This window comes from Pelomonas dachongensis (assembly GCF_043555865.1).
In the GTDB taxonomy this organism is placed as follows: Bacteria; Pseudomonadota; Gammaproteobacteria; order Burkholderiales; family Burkholderiaceae_C; genus Pelomonas; species Pelomonas dachongensis.
This window is the reverse complement of record NZ_JBIGHY010000008.1, coordinates 152,396-169,899: the sequence shown is the minus strand read 5'-3', so window position 1 is coordinate 169,899 and position 17,504 is coordinate 152,396. Positions and strand designations below refer to the sequence as shown.

The window sequence follows — 17,504 nt, the reverse complement described above, 5'->3', positions numbered from 1 at the left end:
CAGCCGGCCGGCTGTGTCAGTGCGGCTTGCGGGGCTTCTCGAAGCTCTTGGGCCGGTAGACGTTGCCGTCCCATTCGCCCTCGGGCCGCCCGTTCTGCGCGGACTCGCGCGCGCGGCGGATGACCCGCTCCGCCTCCAGCGCCGCGGCACGGGTCTGGCGCTGGCGACGGCGCCAGCCCAGGGCGCGCTCGAACAGCCCGCGCATGCCGCCCGTCAGGCGTGACAGCGCGGCGTCCACCCGTGCCCGCAGCCGCCAGGGCAGGAGCATCTGCACGGCCAACGCGATGCAGACGGCGAGGCCGATGGCGGCGAGCACGTTGAAGAACATGGGTCAAGTGTGAACCAAAGTCGCCGCGGCATCCACCGGTGTTGAGGGAATTCAACCCTGCTGGTGAATCCCCCACAACGCCAGCATCGCGTCGGGAATGCCGCGGCTGGCGGCATCCCGGGCCTCGGGCGTGCCGTCGGCCAGTGCGCCGTCCGCGCTGCCCAGCGCGGCGAGCGGCGCCAGCAGTTCGGCCGTCGGCGCGTTGTCGAACCGCGGCGCCCAGGCTTCGGATGCCAGATCCACGGCCATCAGGAAGCCGACTGCCCAGTCCTCGGCGTCGGCGTACTCGACGCCTTCCTGTTCGCCCTCGGCGAAGCTGAAGATGGGCTCCCAGGCCTGCGGACGCTGCGCCCAGGCCATGGCGATGGAGTGCAGGTGGCGCAGCACCAACATGACCAGCTTCTTGCGCTGCTTGCCGCTGGCGAAGGGAGCCGGGTCCTGCTCGCCGTCGCCGCCCCAGATGACGGGCAGCCAGTCGGCGCCTGGCACATCGCTGAGCGCGCGCCCGGGCGTCAGCAGCAGGCCCGCCAGGTAGCCGTCCAGCGCCTCGATGTTCATTGCGCCGTCGGCGGGCAGTTCGGCCAGCAGTTCGTCGAGGTCGTTCAGTTCCTCGTCGGACAGCGGGCGGTCATCGGAGGCGGGGTTGTATTGCGGGTATTGCATGAGCGTCGTCTTCTGGGGGGCGGGGTCAGCCGTGGCGGCCGTGGCGACTCTTGGGTTTCTTGCTGTCGAGTTCGGTGAACTGTGCCTTCAGCAGGTTCATCAGCACCCGGGCGTTCTGCTCGGACATCACCAGCAGCGTGCTGGGCTCGATGCCGTCGACGGGTGCGCGGGTCGACACGAGCGCATCGACCTTGAACAGGACCTGCCCGTGAGGGTTGTTGGCAGCGGCCTTGAACTTCTGGATTTCGATCTGGTGGGTCTTCATGGGGGCAGCGGGAGGGCCGGCAGGTCGCCATCTTGCCATTCCGCGCCCGCGGGCATAAGGTCGTCGCATGGCTCGACCCCCTCGCCTTGAGATTGCCGGCGCGGTCTACCTGATCAGCGCCCGGTGCCCGTCAGATGGCAGGCGGCCAGCTTTCGGCGACGCCGCCGACCGGGCCGAGATGCACGCGCTGCTGGCACAGGCGCTGCACCGCTTCGACGCCCGGGCGCTGGCCTACGCGTGGTTGCCCGAGCACTATGACCTGCTGCTGTTCACGCGCCGTGCCAACCTGTCGGCGCTGATGCGGCACGTGAACGGCGTCTACACGCAGCATCAGCAGCAGCGCCATGGCTTCGGCGGGCCGCTGTTCCAGGGCCGCTTTCACGCCGTGCTTGTGGACCGCGAGCGGCACCTGCTGGACGCGTGCCGCTGGGTGGACCTGGGCCCTGTGCGCGAAGGCCTCGCGCGCGGCGCGGCGGACTGGCCCGGCTCCAGCTTTCGCGCGCTCGCCGGGCTGGACGTCGCGCCAGACTGGCTGGACGTGGACGGCCTGCACAGCCACCTGCTGGGCAAGCCCGCCACGACGGCGGCCCAGCACCGCGCCGCGGGCGACCGCTATGCGCAGCTGGTGGCGTCCGACCCCGGGCTGCAGCTGTGGCCGGGGCGGCTGCGCGAGCAGATCTTCCTGGGCGACGCCGATTTCGCCCAGCGCATGCGCGCTGCGGCCGTGGCGCCCCAGCGCGTGGCGCGCGTCGGCTGGGCCGAATGGCTGAAGCGGGCCGGCGGGATCCGCGAACAGGCGCTGTGGCTGGCGCATGCCGAGGGCGGCGTTGCGATGACGGATCTGGCGGCGCAACTGGGCCTGTCGGTGTCGCGCATCAGCCGGCTGATCGCCGCGGCTGAAAGAGCCGTTTGAAGCGCAGGCGCTGCTGCTCGCCGGGCTGCCGCTGCACCAGCTCCTTCAGCGCCAGCGAGATCGGGGCCTCGCGGTCGGCGGCGCCCGCGGCGACTTACTGGTTGGCGGCGCGAAAGTAGGCGACGTCCTTCGCCGTGATGAGCTGCAGTTCGCGGCCGCGCTGGACCGTGAAGCTCGTTGAGACGTTGCAACGTGAGAGCGAGGCGCATCGGGTGCAGCGGCTCCAGCAGCCAGCGCACGGCACGCCCCGGCGTGCAGCTGGCGGCGGTGTCTGACCCGACCCGCCGCCCGCAGGCCTTAAGCTGCCGCCTCTTTGGTTTGAAAGACGCCTGCCCGCGGGCGTCTGCGCGCGATGGCCGGTACCTCCCGTCTGCAGTCCGTCTTGCAGTCCGTCTTCCAGGCGCTGGCCGCCCGGCCCTGGTTGAGCGTGCTCGTGGCGTTGCCGCTGGTGATGCTGCTGGTGGGGGCCATCGTGGCGGCGCTGATCTGGGTGCAGCTGCCCGACCTGGATCCGCTCACCGACTACCAGCCACGGCAGCCGCTGCGCATCCTCAGCGAGGAAGGTCAGCTGCTGGGCGAGTTCGGTGCCGAGCGGCGCCGCTTCGTGCCGCTGAAGGACATCCCCAAGCCGCTGCACGACGCCCTGCTGGCCGTGGAGGACGCCGACTTCTACCAGCACTCCGGCATCGACTACGGCGGCATCGCCCGCGCGTTCTGGCGCAACCTGACGCACAGCGGCCCGCTGCATGGCGCCTCCACCATCACGCAGCAGCTGGCGCGCGACACCTACCTCACCAAGCAGCAGCGCTGGACGCGCAAGATCGTCGAGGCGCTGCTGGCCCTCAAGATCGAGGGGGCGCTGGGCAAACAGCAGATCCTCGAGATCTACATGAACCAGATCCTGCTGGGCAACAAGGCCTACGGCTTCGGCGCCGCCGCCGAGCGCTACTTCGGCAAGCGACTGGACCAGCTGGACACGGGCGAGATCGCGCTGCTGGTGGGCCTGCCCAAGGATCCCAACCGCCTGAACCCCGTGCACTACCCCGAGCGTGCCAAGCGCCGCCAGGCCGTGGTGCTGGGACGGCTGCAGGCGGTGGGCCTGATCACCGCCGCGCAGGCCCAGGCCGCGCGCGAGAAGCCGCTGAACATCCGCCGCCCCAAGCGGCTGTCGGGCATCGCCGACCACGCGGTGGAGCAGGTGCGGGCCGAAGTCGTCAACCGCTTTGGCGAGGAAGAGGCCTACACGCGCGGCTTCACGGTGACCACCACGCTGCGCTACGCCGAGCAGGAGGCCGCGCAGGAGTCGCTGCGCCATGCACTGTTCGAGCTGGAGCGCCGCCAGGCGTGGCGTGGGCCCGAGGCGCAGGTGGCGCTGCCAGACGCCGGTGCGGCGGGTGACGCTTTGGACGACGCGCTGGATGCCGCATTCGACGAGCACCCCGACCTGGGCGAGCTGCGCACCGCGGTGCTGCTGGACCTGGACAAGTCGAGCGCGAAGCTGGTGCTCGCCGATGGCCAGAAGATCACGCTGAAGGGCCAGGCGCTGCGCACGCTGCAGAGCGTCAAGCGCGGCGCCGTGCTGCGGGTGCTAGAGGGCAAGGGAGACCAGTGGCTGCTGAGTCAGACACCGCAGGCCGAGGGCGCCGTCGTCACGCTGGACCCGCAGACCGGTGCCATCCGCGCGCTGGTGGGCGGCTTCGACTTCACGCGCAGCCAGTTCAATGCCGCCACACAGGCCTGGCGCCAGCCGGGCTCGGCGTTCAAGCCATTTGTCTACTCCGCGCTCATCGAGCAGGGGGCGTGGGCCGGCACGTTGGTCAGCGACGAGCCGTTCATCCAGGGCGACTGGGCGCCGCGTAACGCCGATGGCGCCTATGAAGAAGCGCTGACGCTGCGTCAAGCGCTGGCGCGCTCCAAGAACATGGTGACCCTGCGCGCTGCCCAGGTGATGGGGCCGCAGCGTGTGCGCTCGTGGTCCGGCCGCTTCGGGCTGGACGAGGACAAGCAGCCGCTGAACCTCACCATCGCGCTGGGCACCGGCGCCGTCACGCCGCTGCAGATGGCGCAGGCCTATGCCGTGTTCGCCAACGAGGGCCAGCTGCCCAGCGCCTGGATGATTCAGCGCGTGCAGGACGCCCAGGGTGCGGTGATCTGGCAACCCGAACCGCCCAAGCCACGCCGCGCCATCAGCGCGCGCAACGCCTTCATGACCTCACAACTGCTGGCTGCCGTCACACGTGAGGGCACCGGCGCGCGCGCCAGCTCGCTGGTGGGCCGCTGGGACCTGTACGGCAAGACCGGCACCACCAACGACGCCGTCGACGCGTGGTTCTGTGGCTTCCAGGCTGCGCGGGCGGGTGCGGTGTGGATCGGCTACCGGCAGCCCAAGTCGCTGGGCGACCGTGAGAGCGGCGGCGGGCTGGCGTTGCCGGTCTGGGCCGCAACGATGGCCGTCGCGCTGAAGGGCCAACCCATCACGCAGATCGCGCCGCCGTCCGAGGGCCTGGTGCGCCTGGGCGACGACTGGTTCTACGAGGAGTTCGCCGGTGACCTCGCCATCGCGCGCATCGGGCTGCCGGCGCAGCCCGCCGAAGCAGCCTCGGAGCCGGCTTCCGCGCCCCTATGGCAGCCCTGAAGCCGGTGCGCGACAGGACGCAACGCCGGGTAACAGTTTCTTGACGCCGCAGCGCGACTCTAGAGTCTCGCCATCTCCACCCCCATCCTTTCGTTCGACATGTCGCGTTCTGCCCTTGCCCTTGCTTCCGTCGTCCTGCTGCTGGCGGGCTGTGCCGGTGTCGGTGTCAAGAACCAGCGCGACGCGCTTTCCGGTCGCGACGTGCACATGGCGCAGGCGCCGTCCGTGGCGGGCGTGGCCGAGGAGAGCTTCGGCAAGGCGAGCTGGGGCCGGCAGGGCGAATTCCAGCTGGGTGCCCAGCGCGTGCGCTACGAGCGCGGCGCCGACCGGCTCGCCTTGTTCGAGCCGCTGCCTGCTGGCGTGCGCATGCCGCTGCGTTTCAGCGTGGCGGGTGGGGTGGCCGACAACGCGACCGTCTGCGAGGGCTGGACGCCCGAGATCACCGCCAACGGCAAGCTGACCGCATCGAGCCCCTGGGTGCTCAGCTGCAAGTGGGGCAGCGGCCCGGCGGCCATGCTGCAGGTCGGCGAGGGCCAGATGCGCCGCGGCAAGCTCAGCCGCGAGGGCGCCTACCGCCGTGGCGACATGACGCTGGGGCTGCGTTCGGTGCACCTGCTCGATGGCAACGCGACGCCGCAGACTGAAGCCGTGGGGTACGAGATGCTGCACCAGGGCACCGTCGTCGGCAGCCTGGACGTGAGTGGCAGCGTGCCACGACTGCGTCGCCCCGACCCCGGGACGCCGCTCGGTCGCGCCGTGACCGAAGCCGCGCTGGCGCTGGCGCTGGCGTCCGACACGCCCCGCTGAGCGACACCTGGCCCGGCCCGGCGTGGTCCTTGGGAGAACGTTGGCAAACTGCGAGTCGGGCTTTTCGCATGAGGCCCTTCACGCTGTCTGCGCTCGGCGCTGCCCACACAATGCGCCCAACTCTCACGCCAGCCCACCATGACCATCGACGCCAGCCTCTACGCCGAACAGGGTTTCCTCGTCGTTCCTGGCTTCAAGAGCGCCGCCGACATTGCCGCGCTGCGTGAACGCGCGCTGCAGATCGTCGACGCCTTCGACCCTGGCGAGCAGCGGCCCGTCTTCACGACCGAGGAGCAGCAGCGCCACGTGGACGACTACTTCCTCGACAGCGGCGACCAGGTGCGCTGCTTCTTCGAGGAGGAAGCGTTCGACGCTCAGGGCCAACTGCGTGTGCCCAAGGAACTGGCCATCAACAAGATCGGCCACGCGATGCACGACCTCGACCCGGTGTTCAGCGCCTTCTCCAAGGGCGACGCGCTGCGTGGCGTTGCCGCGGCGCTGGGGCTGACGCAGCCGCAGGTCTGGCAGAGCATGTTCATCTTCAAGCAGCCCGGCATTGGCGGCGAGGTGCGTTGGCACCAGGACGCCAGCTTCTTCGAGAGCGACCCCGTCACGGTGACGACCTTCTGGTTCGCGCTGGAGGACGCCACGTTGCACAACGGCTGCCTGTGGACCGAGCCTGGCGGCCACCGCGGCCCGCGCGGTGTGCTGCGCGAGCGCTTCGTGCGTGAGGGCCGCAAGGCCTGGATGGAACCGGTCGACGCCACGCCCTGGCCGTCGGCGGACTCGCGCGAGGCCATCCCGCTGGAGGTGGAGGCGGGTTCGCTTGTCGTGTTCCACGGCCTGCTGCCGCACTATTCGGCCGCGAACCGCTCGGACAAATCGCGCCATGCATACACGCTGCACGTCACGGATGGCGCCAGCCGCTACTCGGCGAGGAATTGGCTGCAACGTGACGAGACGTTGCCGGTGCGTGGTTTCTAACGCCTGCGCTCACCGCACTCACATTTGCACACGGGCGCTGCCCGCTGTCCTACAGAGATAGGCAGCCTGGACCGGCACGGCGGGCGGGGCGCCGTCCCAAGAATGGACTCCATCGAAACGTCGGTTCCCGACACAGGAGGCCAAGATGAAGTTTCCCAAGTCCGTGCATCCCGAAGGTTGGCTCGATCACATCGACCGCAGCAAGGAATCCGCGCCGGTGGCTCGCCCGGCCGGGCAGCCCCTGAAGCCCCGCATGACGCGGCCCTCCGCCAAGATCCGCGCCACCGACCCGCTGGGTACGGCGCCAGTGGGCTACGTTCCGCCGCAACCGATGGCCGCGGCCATCCCGCCTGTCTATGCATCCACGGCACCGGCGGTGGCCGCCCCGGGTGCCAACCCGGAGCGCCGCTCCAGCAATGCCATGCCCTGGGTAGTGGGTGTGGGTGCCGGTGTGGTGCTGCTGGGTGTGGCGGCGACCATGTCGCGCCAATTCACCGGCAACGAGGCGCCGGCGCTGCCGCCGACCGTGGTCGGCGAGGCGACGACACCGGTCGCCCCGGCTTCTTCGCCGGAAGACACGCTGCTGGCGGAGGCACCGCCCGCCGCCGGTTCCGTGACGCCGGCCGCCGAAGCGCAGGCTGAGCCCGCGACGCCGGCGGTGGAACCGGCGCCCAAGCTGGCGGCCGCGCCGGCTGCGGCTCCGGTCCCAGCCCCAGCCGCCAAAATGGCCGAGACGCCCAAGGCCACTGAAAAGGCGGTCGAGGCGCCCCGCGTCGCGCAGGCCGCGCCGGTGACACGCACGCTGGCGCCGCAGCCGCAAACCTGGGTGCTGAGCCAGGCCGAACCGCCAGCCGCCGCGCTGCGCGACACAACGCCTGCGCCGACCGTCTCGCTGCAGCCTGCAGCGCCCGTCGCGACGCAGCAGCCCGTTTCGCCGGTTGCTCCGGTGGCCCCGGTGGCGCTCCCCCCGTCGTCCGAGACGACGCCGCCAGTGGCACAGGCCGTGCCGCCTGTGACTCAGCCTCAGCCCGAAGCGCAGCCGCCGGTCGTGGCCCAGCAGACGCCGTCCGTCACGTCACCCGTCACACCGCCGGTCGCCAACCCCGAGGACACGGGCATCACGATCAAGGTGCGTGAGGCGCTGGCGTCCGACACGACGCTGGCCGCCGTGCCCATCGCCGTCAGCACTGACCAAGGCGTCGTGAAGCTGGAAGGCCAGGCGCCGGACTCCCTGGCCAAGGAGCGCGCGACCGTCGTGGCTGCCTCAGCTGCCGGCGTGCGAGGCGTGGACAACCGCCTGACGCTGCCGCCGGTGACACTCGGCGCGGTGACGCAGAACAGCGGCAGCTGATCTCGCCGCCCAAAATGAAAGGCGCCCTCTGGGCGCCTTTTTTGTGGGTGCAGGTGGGTTCAGTGGCAGAACTGCGCGCGTGCGGGTGCCAGTTCGGCCGCGACCAGCGCGTCGTGCGTGACCTCGCGGACGGCTTCGAGCTGCAGGCACAGTTCGCTGATGCCGTCTTCACGGCCGCCGACGATGTCGGGCAGCGGCGCGGCGGCAATGTCGGTCGGCAGGTCAGCCAGGGCCCCGATCAGCTGGAACAGCAGTTCCAGGCTGGCTTCGCCGTCCTGCGGCAGGTCGCGCGCGGCGCCCAGGCTGCGGGCCAGGTAGTAGCAGGCTTCGGCGGCGTTGTCGCAGGCCTGCGCCTTCAGCTCCAGCGCTCGGTTCCGCGCCTCTGCATCGGCGCGTTCGCGTTGCGACTGCAGCGCGTCGAACGCACCCAGGTCCGCCGGGACGGCATCGTCGAGCGAGAACGCAGCAAGGTCGAGTTCGTGGGCCATGTGGACAGCAGGTCGTGAGACGGGAGTCATGCTAACGGCGTGCCAGGCGAGCGGGTGCCCCCTCATCCCGGGCGCCGTGATGCAATCGCCGGAACAAAGTCACGGCGACCGGCCTATTCAACGTTTCTTGACTGGGCGGGTCCAGCCGGACAACGCGATCTGTTTGCCGCGCGCCACAGCGAGGTCGCCCGGGTTGACGTCCTTGGTGATGGTGGAACCGCCGCCCACCGTGGCGCCGTCGCCCAGCGTGAGCGGTGCGATCAGCACGCAGTTGGAGCCGACGTGCACGTCGTTGCCGATGGTGGTGCGGTGCTTGTTGGCGCCGTCGTAATTGGCCGTGATGGAGCCGGCGCCGTAGTTGACCCGCTCGCCCACAGTCGCGTCGCCGAGATACGCCAGATGGTTGGCCTTGGCGCCGCGGGCCAGCGTGGAGTTCTTGACCTCGACGAAGTTGCCGATGTGCACCTCGGCGCCCAGTTGCGCGCCGGGGCGCAGGCGGGCGAACGGGCCGATCAACGCACCCTCGCCGACGCTGGCGCCGGCCGGTTTCTCGCCGTCGATGTGCGTGAATTCGTGGATGCGCACGCCGGAGGCGATCTTCGCGTTGCGGATGACGCAGTTGGCGCCGACTCGCACCCCGTCGCCCAGCGACACCTCGCCCTCGAACACGCAGTTCACGTCGATCTCGCAGTCCTGGCCGTGCGTCAGCGTGCCGCGCAGGTCGAAGCGAGCAGGGTCGGCCAGGCGCAGACCGGCGCGCATCAGGGCTTCAGCCTGGCGGGCCTGGAACGCGCGTTCCAGCTGCGACAGCTGCACTGGATCGTTGACACCCAGCACCTCGATCTCGTTGCGTGCCTTGATGCCCAGCACCGGCAGGCCCTCGGCGACAGCCATCGCGACGATGTCGGTCAGGTAGTACTCGCCCTGCACGTTGTTGTTGCTGAGCTGGCCCACCCAGCGCTTGAGCGCGGCGGTGGGGGCGGCCATCATGCCGCTGTAGCCCTCGTGGATGAGGCGCTGTTCGGGCGTGGCGTCTTTGTGCTCGACGATGGCCAGCACGCCGCCATCGTCCTTGTTGCGGATGATGCGGCCGTAGCCGGTGGGGTCCACCAGGTCCACGGTCAGCAGCACCAGCGCGTGGCCCGCGCAGGCGTCGATCAGCGCCTTGGCGGTGCCAGTCTCAATGAGCGGCACGTCGCCGTTCAGGATCAGCGTGCAGCCCTCGCCGACGAGGCTGGGCACGACCTGCTGGATGGCGTGGCCGGTGCCCAGCTGCGGCATCTGGCGCACGAACGAGATGCCGGGCGCGGCGACGGCGGGCTCGACATGCTCCGCGCCGTGGCCGGTGATGACGATGCGGGCGTCGGCGGCCAGGGATTCACAGCTCTTCAGCACGTGGGCCAGCAGCGAGCGGCCCGCGAGCTTGTGCAACACCTTGGGCGTTGCGGACTTCATGCGGGTTCCCTTGCCCGCGGCCATGATCACGATGTTGAGGGCCATGCCTGCCTTGCGACTGCGTTTTGACGAAGTCGCGATTATGGGCAGGCAGGCGCGGCGTCTCCGGTCAGCGGACCGCTTGCACCGACACCCGGTGCGACTTCGGGTTGACCTTGGGGAACTCGGCCAGCGCGGCGTCGAACAGCGGCATCAGCAGCGCTTCGGTGCCACGCGACGGGCCTTCGTTGCTGGAGTGCGCCTCGAACAGCGCCTCGCCGCTGGCGCGGTCGCGCAGCAGCACGGCCACGGCGCGGTCGTAGCGGCGGTCGAAGAACGGGTCTTGGCGCCAGCCCCAGGGGCCGGGGCCCACATAGCCGTAGCGCGGCGAGATCAGCCGGCCACGCCAGCGCCACCACAGCGGGTCGTCCCACGGCACGGGGTCGTAGACGGTGACGCGCGCGCCCAGCGTGACGAGGACGTCGGCGCTCTTGGCATCGGCCGCGGGCGTGAAGCCGGCGCGCTCCAAGGCGCCCTTGACGGCGTCTTCCAGCGCGGTCTGGCGCTTGGCGGCCTCTTCGTTCTGCTGCTGCGACGGCAGCCGGTCGAAGGCGTAGGTGCCGGGCTTGCGGTCGGCCGGCCAGTTGCCATAACTGGAAACGTCAGCGGAGACGGTGTACGGGCCGGCGCAGCCGGCGAGCGCCAGTGCAGCGGCGGCGCCAATGCTGGTCAGGACCAGTCGACGGTTGGGAGTGAACATGCGAGCCTCCTGGGTTGGGCTTGTGCCAGTATCGTCAGGCGGACAGTTTGCCGCAGTGTGTGCACCTGCATCCAAATGTCAGTCTTTGGACCTGCACAACGCGGGCGACAGATGGCGGTTGACGGCGCCTAGCAGGCTGGCGGGCGAATCTGGCGGCGCGTCCATGCTCAACTCGAACGCCATCAGGCCCGCCAGCCCCTCGTCGACGACGTACTGCGCCTTGCGCGCCGCCAGTTCGGGCGTCTCAAAGAAGGCGTGCGCCTGCCCGGGCTGCCGGTCGCGCCAGGCGATGTTCGACACCGCGCGGTTGGCGCCGCCCGCGAATTGCTTGCCGTAGAACGGCACGCCGGCCAGGATCTTGTCGCGCGCAAAGCCGCGGTCGACAAGGAACTGCACGCTCTGCTTGAAGGTCGACCAGTCCGCGTGGTGACCCACCGGCGATGCGTCCCAACGGCCGGTGAAGTCGAACGACATCAGGGCCACCAGGTCCACATGCTGCTGCAGCTCGGGCAGGTACTGCTCGCCCATCCAGGGGCCGGCGAACACCGAGGTGGTCAGCAGCACGTCCTTCGGCAACTGGCTTCGCAGTGCGGCGAGCAGCTCCACCAGCATGCGGCTTTCGACGGGGTCGTTGCCGCCCTGTCTGTCGCGCGCCTGGCGGGTCCAGTACTCCCAATCGATGTCCACGCCGTCCAGCCGGTGGCGGGCCACGTAATCGCGCACCGCGGTGGCGAAGCTGCGCGACCGCTCCGGCGACGCGGCGATGCGCTGGAACGCATCGCCATAGCCCTGCGCGCCGCCGATGGACACGACGACGCGCCGGCGGTGGCGATGCGCCTCGGCCACCAGCGGTGCGACCAGATCATCCAGCGCGCGCGTGTCCAGCCCGCCCTCGGGCGTGGGCAGCGCGAACACCAGCGCGAGGTGGGTGAACTGCTGCCAGGGAATCTCGGCGGGCGGCAGCACCTGCTGCTTCCAGCTCGGGTAGACCGCGACGATAGGCTGGCAGCGCGTCTGCGTTCGATGCGGCTGGCAAGCTGCCAGCAGGGTCAGGAACAGGACACCGTGCAGAACGCGCATGGGGGCGGCCGGAAATGAAAACGGCGCGCAGTCTAGGAACTGCGCGCCGTGTTCACACGGGGCCGGTGACGGACTGCAGCTCGGCGGGTGCCGGCTGCGGCAGCGAGCGACGGATCAGGCCTCGTCGCGCGTCAGGCGGATGACCGAGGCCGTGGCCGGCGGGGCGCAGCTCTCGTCGTCGTCGAACGCGATGTCACCCTCCGGCTCGGCCTGGCCCGTGGCCTTCATGGTCTCGAACGGGAACAGCTTCTTGTCCATCATGTGCGAGGGCACGATGTTCGTCATGGCCGTGAAGATGTTGTCGATGCGGCCGGGGTAGCGCTTCTCCCACTCGTTGATCATGGCCTTGACCTGCACGCGCTGCAGGTTCTCCTGGCTGCCGCACAGGTTGCACGGAATGATGGGGAACTCGCGGTGCTCGGCCCAACGCACGAGGTCGGGCTCCTTCACGTAGGCCAGCGGGCGTATGACGACGTTCTTGCCGTCGTCGCTGACCAGCTTGGGCGGCATGCCCTTCATGCGGCTGCCGAAGAACATGTTCAGGAACAGCGTCGTGACGATGTCGTCGCGGTGGTGGCCCAGCGCGATCTTGGTACAGCCCAGGTCGCCCGCCACTCGGTACAGGATCCCGCGGCGCAGGCGCGAGCACAGGCTGCACGTCGTCTTGCCCTCGGGGATGAGCTTCTTGACGATGCTGTACGTGTCCTGGTTCTCGATGTGGAAGTCCACGCCGCGGCTCTTCAGGTAGGCGGGCAGCACCTCCTCGGGAAAGCCGGGCTGCTTCTGGTCCAGGTTGACGGCGATAAGGCTGAACTTGATGGGGGCGCGCTGCTGCAGGTTCAGCAGGATGTCCAGCATCGCGTAGCTGTCCTTGCCGCCGGACAGGCACACCATGACCTTGTCGCCGTCTTCAATCATGTTGAAGTCGGCGATGGCCTGGCCCACCTGGCGGTGCAAGCGCTTGGACAGCTTGTTGATCTCGTGCGCAGCCTTCTTGGCGGCGATGTCTTCGGCGGAGGCGGCCGGGGCGTGGTCGATGACGTCGGTGTTCATGGCGGTCGGGGAGTTCGTGGGGGGGTCACCATTGCCCTGTTTCGGCGCTGACGGCGACTTCGCAGTCCGGGAAGATCTCGAGCTTGGTCAGCTTCACGCGCACGCCGACGACGCCGGCCATGCTCATCAGGCGGTTGCTGAGCTTGCCCACCAGCGCCTCGACGAGGTCGGTGTGCTCGGTGGTGCACGCTTCGATGATGGCGGTGCGGATGCGGCGGTAGTCCAGCACGCGACCGATGTCGGCATCGCGCGCGACGATGGGCAGCGCGCCGAGGTTCACTTCGGCATCCACCTGGATGGGCTGCGGGCCGGTGCGCTCGAAGTCCAGGATGCCCAGGTTGGCGTCGAAACGCAGGCCCTGCAGGTGGATGACCTGGCGGTTGTTGAAGCGCTGCGGCGCGGCCGTGGCGCCTTCCGGGCGCAGCGCCTGCTCGATGAGCTTGGCGGCCTGCACACCGTCGGCCAGCGCTGTCTGCACGCACGGGTGCCAGCGGCCACTGGCGTCGCCGGCGACGAAAGCGTGCGGACGGTCGTGCTCGCTGAGCAGGCCGAAGGCCGAGGGCTCAGGCTCGAAGCCCAGCAGCGCGGCGACCAGGTCAAAGCGCTCGTCGCCGAGGCTGGAGCTGACGCTCACGCCGGTGTCGTCCGGGCGCAGCCCGTCAGGCAGGGGCGTGGCCAGGCGCTGCTGGATGCGGGGATGGGCATCGACCCGCTGGATCAGATGGGTCTGCGCACGCCAGCTGCCGCGGGCCCACAGGGTCACCTCGAAGCCGCGCTCGGCCAGGAACAGTGCGTTCTCGGCCGCGTTGTCGCCAGCGCCCAGCAGCAGCGCGCGGCCGGGTGCCAGCGTCTCGCGGCGTGTGGTCAGCGTGGTGGCATCCAGCACGCGCGGATGGGGCACGCCGAAGTAGCGCGCCGGCCGCAGCAGCCGCAGGCCGGTGGCGACCAGCAGCGCGCGCGCCTGCACGTGTTCGCCGGTAGCGAGCTGCAGCGTCCAGGCGCCGGCCGCATGGCGCGCCGACTCAGCCTTCGTTCCCAGCCGCAGCGCCAGGCCCGGCATGGTCTCGACCTGGGCGGCGTAGTGAAGCGCCAGGTCCGCCAGCGTGCTGGCGGGCTGGCCCAGGACCCAGTCCTGGCGGAACGCCAGCCCGCGCAGCGCGGCGCACAGCTGCGGCTCGCGCTCGACCAGCAGCGTACTCAATCCCAGCTGCGCCAGCCACGACGCGGCGCTGCAGCCCGCGGGGCCGCCGCCGAGGATGGCAACGTCGATGGAGAGGGGATGGGACATGGGCGCAGCCGCAGACGCAAAGCGGCGGATTATCCCAGCCGGGGCTATTTTCGGGTGAGGCGCCGGTAGACCCGCCACCCCAGCAGCACGGCCAGGATCGCGCCGTACACCGCTGGCTCGGCGAAGTTGCTCTTGCCGGCGCGCATCCAGATGAAGTGCAGCAGCGCGATCACGCCCACGGCGTAGACGACCTTGTGCAGTGCCTGCCAGCGCTTTGCGCCCAATGCCTTGATGGCCTTGTTGAAACTCGTGGCCGCCAGCGGCAGCATCAATGCCCAGGCCAGGAAGCCCATCAGGATGAACGGCCGCTTGACGATGTCGGCGGCAATCTCGGCCAGGTCCAGCCCCTGGTCCAGCCAGCCGTAGGCCAGCAGGTGCAGCGATGCGTAGACAAAGGTGAACACGCCCAGCATGCGCCGAAAGCGCGCCAGCGCGGCCAAGCCGGTCAGTTCCCGCAGCGGCGTGACGGCCAGCGCCAACCACAGGCCACGCAACGTCCAGTCGCCCAGCCCGCGGATGATGGCCTCGGCAGGGTTGGCGCCCAGCCGGTTCGCCACCGCGCCCCAGACCAGCCAGGCCAGCGGCGTCAGGCACAGCAGGAACAGCACGGGCTTGGCGGCGCGGTTCAGCAGGGCCGCCGTCAGCAACGACTTCATCGGCTCAGTAGTTCTTCCTCAGGTCCATGCCCGCGTACAACTGCCCCACCTGGGCCTCGTAACCGTTGAACAGCAGCGTCGGCCGCTTCTTGGCGAACAGACCGTCCTCGCCGATGCGTCGCTCGCTGGCCTGGCTCCAGCGCGGGTGCGGCACGCCCGGATTCACGTTGGAGTAGAACCCGTACTCCTGCGGCGCGCTCTCTTCCCAACTCGACCTTGGCTGCTTCTCGACGAAGCGGATCTTGACGATGCTCTTGGCCGACTTGAAACCGTACTTCCACGGCAGCACGACGCGCACCGGCGCGCCGTTCTGGTTGGGCAGCACCTCGCCGTACATGCCGAAGGTCAGCAACGCCAGCGGGTGCAAGGCCTCGTCCATGCGCAGCGCCTCGACATAGGGCCAGTCCAGCACGGCCGAGCGCAGGCCGGGCATCTGCGCGCGGTCGGCCAGCGTCGTGAACTCGACGAACTTGGCCTTGCCCGTGGGCTCGGCGCGCTTGATCAGCTCCGACAGCGAGTAGCCCACCCAGGGGATGACCATGCTCCAGCCTTCGACGCAGCGCAGCCGGTAGATGCGCTCCTCCATGGCGCTGAGCTTCATTAGCGCGTCCAGGTCGTAGCGGCCGGGTTTGGCGCATTCGCCTTCGACAGAAACGGTCCACGGCCGCGGCTTGAGCGTGTGCGCCCGCTCCGCCGGGTCGGACTTGTCCGTGCCGAACTCGTAGAAGTTGTTGTACGAGGTGGCGTCGACATAGCTGGTGGGCTTGTCCAGCACCATCGCGCCGGGCACGGCCGACCGCGCGCCAGGCAGCTTGGCGAGCTTGCCGCCGCCGGGCGCGGATTGCGCGAGGGCGAGCGGTGATGCCGCCGAAACGCCGAGCGCGGCGATCAGCGAACGGCGGTTGAGATAGGCCGAGCGGGGGGTGATCTCGCTGGGCTGCGGCTCGTGGGGGTAGGGTATGCGGATGAGCATGGTGGGTGCGCGTTGACAAGACCATGGGTCGAACTGCCGAGGGCGTAACTTACACCGCGACTTGGGTGGAGTCTTTTCTGGGGGTAAGCATGCCCAGCGCCAGAACGTCACCCTTGGTTCAACCCGCGCCCGCCGGTGAAGGCGGGCCGTGCGGCCTGGATGACGGGCCGCAGCACCATCGTCGAGTTTCAATTCGCGCCCGCCGGTGAAGGCGGGCGGTGCCGCCGCGTGAGCTGGCGCGTCTCGGCGTGGTGGTGTTTCAATCCGCGCCCGCCGGTGAAGGCGGGCGGTGCCGTCCTCGCCGCAGACCGCCACGATCAGCTCGTGGTTTCAATCCGCGCCCGCCGGTGAAGGCGGGCGGTGCTTTGCGAGCCGCCGTGATGTCTGCTCGACCAGGTGTTTCAATCCGCGCCCGCCGGTGACGGCGGGCGGTGCTGGACCCGGTTGAACTCAAACTGGGGCTTGTTCTCGTTTCAATCCGCGCCCGCCGGTGAAGGCGGGCGGTGCCGCCACGCGTCTGCGCCGTGGCTAGCCCAGTTGTGTTTCAATCCGCGCCCGCCGGTGAAGGCGGGCGGTGCGGCTCAGCTCGTCGGTGCTGCTCTGCCATCACGTTTCCTCGACCATGATGAAGTTTCAATCCGCGCCCGCCGGTGAAGGCGGGCGGTGCCTGTAGACGACGCCATCGCCGGGCCAGCGGAAGTCGTTTCAATCCGCGCCCGCCGGTGAAGGCGGGCGGTGCCCGACACCAACTAGGAGGCGTATCGCCAGGGCAGGTTTCAATCCGCGCCCGCCGGTGAAGGCGGGCGGTGCGCAGCGACCTTGGCAACGCCATCGTGCTGAGCCAGTTTCAATCCGCGCCCGCCGGTGAAGGCGGGCGGTGCCAGCGCCGACAACGCCAACAGCGAGGCGAAGCTAGTTTCAATCCGCGCCCGCCGGTGAAGGCGGGCGGTGCCTGTCCTTCGCTTTGGCGGCCAGGACAGCCGCCTTGTTTCAATCCGCGCCCGCCGGTGAAGGCGGGCGGTGCGCGACGCGGCCATGCTTGGCGCCTGGCGTGTCTCGTTTCAATCCGCGCCCGCCGGTGAAGGCGGGCGGTGCAGGATCTTCGGCGCGAAGTTGTAGGCCGTCTCGGGTTTCAATCCGCGCCCGCCGGTGAAGGCGGGCGGTGCCTTCGTTGCGCGGGCGCAGCTGCACCCACTCCTTGTTTCAATCCGCGCCCGCCGGTGAAGGCGGGCGGTGCTGGGCCTGACCTGGCACCACAAGACCGGTGACAAGTTTCAATCCGCGCCCGCCGGTGAAGGCGGGCGGTGCCCCAGCGGCTGGAGAGCATCCGCAACGGCATGCAGTTTCAATCCGCGCCCGCCGGTGAAGGCGGGCGGTGCCGGTTTCCAGTGCATCGAACAGGCTGGGCATCGTGTTTCAATCCGCGCCCGCCGGTGAAGGCGGGCGGTGCTTGTCCAGCGGGAGGGGCATGCCCTCGTTGGACAGTTTCAATCCGCGCCCGCCGGTGAAGGCGGGCGGTGCGCCGCGCCGACCGACGCATCTCAGCCTTGCCGAGGTTTCAATCCGCGCCCGCCGGTGAAGGCGGGCGGTGCACCTCTCGAACCGTGCCCGCACCGCCGCCGGCTGGTTTCAATCCGCGCCCGCCGGTGAAGGCGGGCGGTGCTGTAGCCCACCAGCGTGTGGGAGAGCGTGACCGTGTTTCAATCCGCGCCCGCCGGTGAAGGCGGGCGGTGCCGAGAGGCGCCCACGTCACGGCAGGCAGTTGAGGTTTCAATCCGCGCCCGCCGGTGAAGGCGGGCGGTGCCAGAGCCGCAACGCCACCTAAT

16 protein-coding genes, 1 pseudogene and 1 CRISPR repeat array (1 of these 18 cut by a window edge) are annotated in these 17,504 nt (G+C 69.7%); of the genes and pseudogenes, 5 read left to right on the top strand and 12 right to left on the bottom strand.

Annotation, left to right across the window (positions count from 1 at the left end):
• Positions 1-16 precede the first annotated feature (16 nt).
• The 3 genes from ACG02S_RS20515 to ACG02S_RS20505 are packed head-to-tail and all read right to left on the bottom strand — an operon-like array spanning position 17 to position 1,256.
• Positions 17-328 carry a hypothetical protein gene (locus ACG02S_RS20515; RefSeq protein WP_394472345.1) on the bottom strand — a complete coding sequence of 104 codons (312 nt, stop codon included), beginning with the start codon at positions 326-328 and terminating at the stop codon, positions 17-19.
• Between the two features lie 51 nt (positions 329-379).
• Complete coding sequence (locus ACG02S_RS20510) at positions 380-991, bottom strand: UPF0149 family protein (RefSeq protein WP_394472344.1); 612 nt, start codon at positions 989-991, stop codon at positions 380-382.
• 25 nt (positions 992-1,016) lie between these two features.
• Complete coding sequence (locus ACG02S_RS20505; RefSeq protein WP_394472343.1) at positions 1,017-1,256, bottom strand: hypothetical protein; 240 nt, start codon at positions 1,254-1,256, stop codon at positions 1,017-1,019.
• A 67-nt stretch (positions 1,257-1,323) separates the two neighbouring features.
• On the opposite strand from ACG02S_RS20505, the gene ACG02S_RS20500 reads away from it, so the two are divergent.
• From ACG02S_RS20500 to ACG02S_RS20480, 5 genes are all read left to right on the top strand, one after another.
• On the top strand, positions 1,324-2,169 hold the full coding sequence (locus ACG02S_RS20500) for a transposase (RefSeq protein WP_394472342.1): 846 nt from the start codon (positions 1,324-1,326) through the stop codon (positions 2,167-2,169).
• 382 nt (positions 2,170-2,551) lie between these two features.
• The gene (locus ACG02S_RS20495; RefSeq protein ID WP_394472341.1) at positions 2,552-4,804 is read left to right on the top strand and encodes a penicillin-binding protein 1A; all 2,253 of its coding nucleotides are present in this window, start codon (positions 2,552-2,554) and stop codon (positions 4,802-4,804) included.
• A 99-nt stretch (positions 4,805-4,903) separates the two neighbouring features.
• Complete coding sequence (locus ACG02S_RS20490) at positions 4,904-5,611, top strand: hypothetical protein (RefSeq protein WP_394472340.1); 708 nt, start codon at positions 4,904-4,906, stop codon at positions 5,609-5,611.
• A 138-nt stretch (positions 5,612-5,749) separates the two neighbouring features.
• Complete coding sequence (locus ACG02S_RS20485; RefSeq protein ID WP_394472339.1) at positions 5,750-6,595, top strand: phytanoyl-CoA dioxygenase family protein; 846 nt, start codon at positions 5,750-5,752, stop codon at positions 6,593-6,595.
• A 145-nt stretch (positions 6,596-6,740) separates the two neighbouring features.
• The gene (locus ACG02S_RS20480) at positions 6,741-7,946 is read left to right on the top strand and encodes a BON domain-containing protein (RefSeq protein WP_394472338.1); all 1,206 of its coding nucleotides are present in this window, start codon (positions 6,741-6,743) and stop codon (positions 7,944-7,946) included.
• Between the two features lie 59 nt (positions 7,947-8,005).
• Here the strand turns inward: ACG02S_RS20480 and ACG02S_RS20475 are convergent, their stop codons facing one another.
• The 9 genes and pseudogenes from ACG02S_RS20475 to msrP form a co-directional block, all read right to left on the bottom strand.
• Positions 8,006-8,434 (bottom strand): hypothetical protein, encoded by a 429-nt coding sequence (locus ACG02S_RS20475; protein WP_394472337.1) that lies wholly within the window; start codon positions 8,432-8,434, stop codon positions 8,006-8,008.
• A gap of 117 nt (positions 8,435-8,551) precedes the next feature.
• Positions 8,552-9,934 carry a bifunctional UDP-N-acetylglucosamine diphosphorylase/glucosamine-1-phosphate N-acetyltransferase GlmU gene (gene glmU / locus ACG02S_RS20470; RefSeq protein ID WP_394472336.1) on the bottom strand — a complete coding sequence of 461 codons (1,383 nt, stop codon included), beginning with the start codon at positions 9,932-9,934 and terminating at the stop codon, positions 8,552-8,554.
• Between the two features lie 64 nt (positions 9,935-9,998).
• Positions 9,999-10,628: a DUF4136 domain-containing protein gene (locus ACG02S_RS20465; protein ID WP_394472335.1), complete on the bottom strand. Its 630-nt coding sequence runs from the start codon at positions 10,626-10,628 to the stop codon at positions 9,999-10,001.
• Between the two features lie 78 nt (positions 10,629-10,706).
• A complete protein-coding gene (locus ACG02S_RS20460) occupies positions 10,707-11,708 on the bottom strand; it encodes a glycosyl hydrolase family 18 protein (protein WP_394472334.1) in 1,002 nt (333 codons plus the stop codon).
• A gap of 114 nt (positions 11,709-11,822) precedes the next feature.
• The gene (ttcA, locus tag ACG02S_RS20455) at positions 11,823-12,761 is read right to left on the bottom strand and encodes a tRNA 2-thiocytidine(32) synthetase TtcA (protein WP_394472333.1); all 939 of its coding nucleotides are present in this window, start codon (positions 12,759-12,761) and stop codon (positions 11,823-11,825) included.
• Positions 12,762-12,786: 25 nt separating this feature from the next.
• Positions 12,787-13,185 carry a dihydroneopterin aldolase gene (locus ACG02S_RS20450; RefSeq protein ID WP_394472412.1) on the bottom strand — a complete coding sequence of 133 codons (399 nt, stop codon included), beginning with the start codon at positions 13,183-13,185 and terminating at the stop codon, positions 12,787-12,789.
• A 324-nt stretch (positions 13,186-13,509) separates the two neighbouring features.
• A pseudogene (locus ACG02S_RS20445) lies at positions 13,510-14,049 on the bottom strand (FAD-dependent oxidoreductase); the annotation flags it as partial.
• A gap of 44 nt (positions 14,050-14,093) precedes the next feature.
• Positions 14,094-14,705, bottom strand: a complete 612-nt coding sequence (locus tag ACG02S_RS20440) for a protein-methionine-sulfoxide reductase heme-binding subunit MsrQ (RefSeq protein ID WP_394472332.1) — start codon at positions 14,703-14,705, stop codon at positions 14,094-14,096.
• Between the two features lie 4 nt (positions 14,706-14,709).
• Complete coding sequence (gene msrP / locus ACG02S_RS20435; protein ID WP_394472331.1) at positions 14,710-15,678, bottom strand: protein-methionine-sulfoxide reductase catalytic subunit MsrP; 969 nt, start codon at positions 15,676-15,678, stop codon at positions 14,710-14,712.
• Between the two features lie 115 nt (positions 15,679-15,793).
• Positions 15,794-17,504: a CRISPR direct-repeat array (repeat unit 37 nt; unit sequence GTTTCAATCCGCGCCCGCCGGTGAAGGCGGGCGGTGC); it runs 3,255 nt beyond the window's last position.

Excerpts from the sequence above, each read along its gene's own strand:
- ACG02S_RS20515 (WP_394472345.1), bottom strand. The coding sequence starts at position 328 with ATGTTCTTCAACGTGCTCGCCGCCATCGGCCTCGCCGTCTGCATCGCG.
- ACG02S_RS20510 (WP_394472344.1), bottom strand. The coding sequence starts at position 991 with ATGCAATACCCGCAATACAACCCCGCCTCCGATGACCGCCCGCTGTCC.
- ACG02S_RS20505 (WP_394472343.1), bottom strand. The coding sequence starts at position 1,256 with ATGAAGACCCACCAGATCGAAATCCAGAAGTTCAAGGCCGCTGCCAAC.
- ACG02S_RS20500 (WP_394472342.1), top strand. The coding sequence starts at position 1,324 with ATGGCTCGACCCCCTCGCCTTGAGATTGCCGGCGCGGTCTACCTGATC.
- ACG02S_RS20490 (WP_394472340.1), top strand. The coding sequence starts at position 4,904 with ATGTCGCGTTCTGCCCTTGCCCTTGCTTCCGTCGTCCTGCTGCTGGCG.
- ACG02S_RS20485 (WP_394472339.1), top strand. The coding sequence starts at position 5,750 with ATGACCATCGACGCCAGCCTCTACGCCGAACAGGGTTTCCTCGTCGTT.
- ACG02S_RS20480 (WP_394472338.1), top strand. The coding sequence starts at position 6,741 with ATGAAGTTTCCCAAGTCCGTGCATCCCGAAGGTTGGCTCGATCACATC.
- ACG02S_RS20475 (WP_394472337.1), bottom strand. The coding sequence starts at position 8,434 with ATGGCCCACGAACTCGACCTTGCTGCGTTCTCGCTCGACGATGCCGTC.
- glmU (WP_394472336.1), bottom strand. The coding sequence starts at position 9,934 with ATGGCCCTCAACATCGTGATCATGGCCGCGGGCAAGGGAACCCGCATG.
- ACG02S_RS20465 (WP_394472335.1), bottom strand. The coding sequence starts at position 10,628 with ATGTTCACTCCCAACCGTCGACTGGTCCTGACCAGCATTGGCGCCGCC.
- ACG02S_RS20460 (WP_394472334.1), bottom strand. The coding sequence starts at position 11,708 with ATGCGCGTTCTGCACGGTGTCCTGTTCCTGACCCTGCTGGCAGCTTGC.
- ttcA (WP_394472333.1), bottom strand. The coding sequence starts at position 12,761 with ATGAACACCGACGTCATCGACCACGCCCCGGCCGCCTCCGCCGAAGAC.
- ACG02S_RS20440 (WP_394472332.1), bottom strand. The coding sequence starts at position 14,705 with ATGAAGTCGTTGCTGACGGCGGCCCTGCTGAACCGCGCCGCCAAGCCC.
- msrP (WP_394472331.1), bottom strand. The coding sequence starts at position 15,678 with ATGCTCATCCGCATACCCTACCCCCACGAGCCGCAGCCCAGCGAGATC.